This is a genomic window from Gilvimarinus gilvus, from assembly GCF_030518155.1.
Lineage (GTDB): Bacteria > Pseudomonadota > Gammaproteobacteria > Pseudomonadales > Cellvibrionaceae > Gilvimarinus > Gilvimarinus gilvus.
In genome coordinates this window covers 1-363 of the sequence record NZ_JAULRU010000347.1, presented here as the reverse complement: position 1 = coordinate 363, position 363 = coordinate 1, and the positions used below count along the sequence as shown (strand labels likewise).

1 protein-coding gene is annotated in these 363 nt (G+C 48.5%); it reads right to left on the bottom strand.

All coding sequences use genetic code 11. From position 1 onward, the window contains the following. On the bottom strand, positions 1 to 259 hold a 259-nt coding region (locus tag QWI17_RS06015; protein ID WP_302721617.1), incomplete at its 3' end, for a hypothetical protein. Positions 260 to 363: the final 104 nt, after the last annotated feature.

The following is a 363-nucleotide window of genomic DNA, read 5'->3' as shown; positions in this document are numbered from 1 at the left end:
TCTCTGTTTTGGGCTCAGCTTTATGTGCGCCAACCTCAGGTATCACTGGCGATCCGTTTTCCGGCGTTTTTTCAACAGTAGCGGTGGCAGCAGAACGGTTTGCGGTCACTTTTATCGCCAAGCTCTGGCCACCTAAGGCGGGGGGAGCTTTGTCTTCCGACCAGCCACTACCGATCAGCGTCAGGTGCACCGCGCCAGACAGAAAGATGGTTATGAGGAATATACGCGACTCAATCAGAGCCGCCAGCAGGCTGTTCACAAATTCAAATCGCTATAATATTTATTTAGCATGTGTAAGTTATCTGTCGTAACAAAAGCTGGCGATTATAATAGCAGTATCAGCCAGACAGTCTGATATTTTCT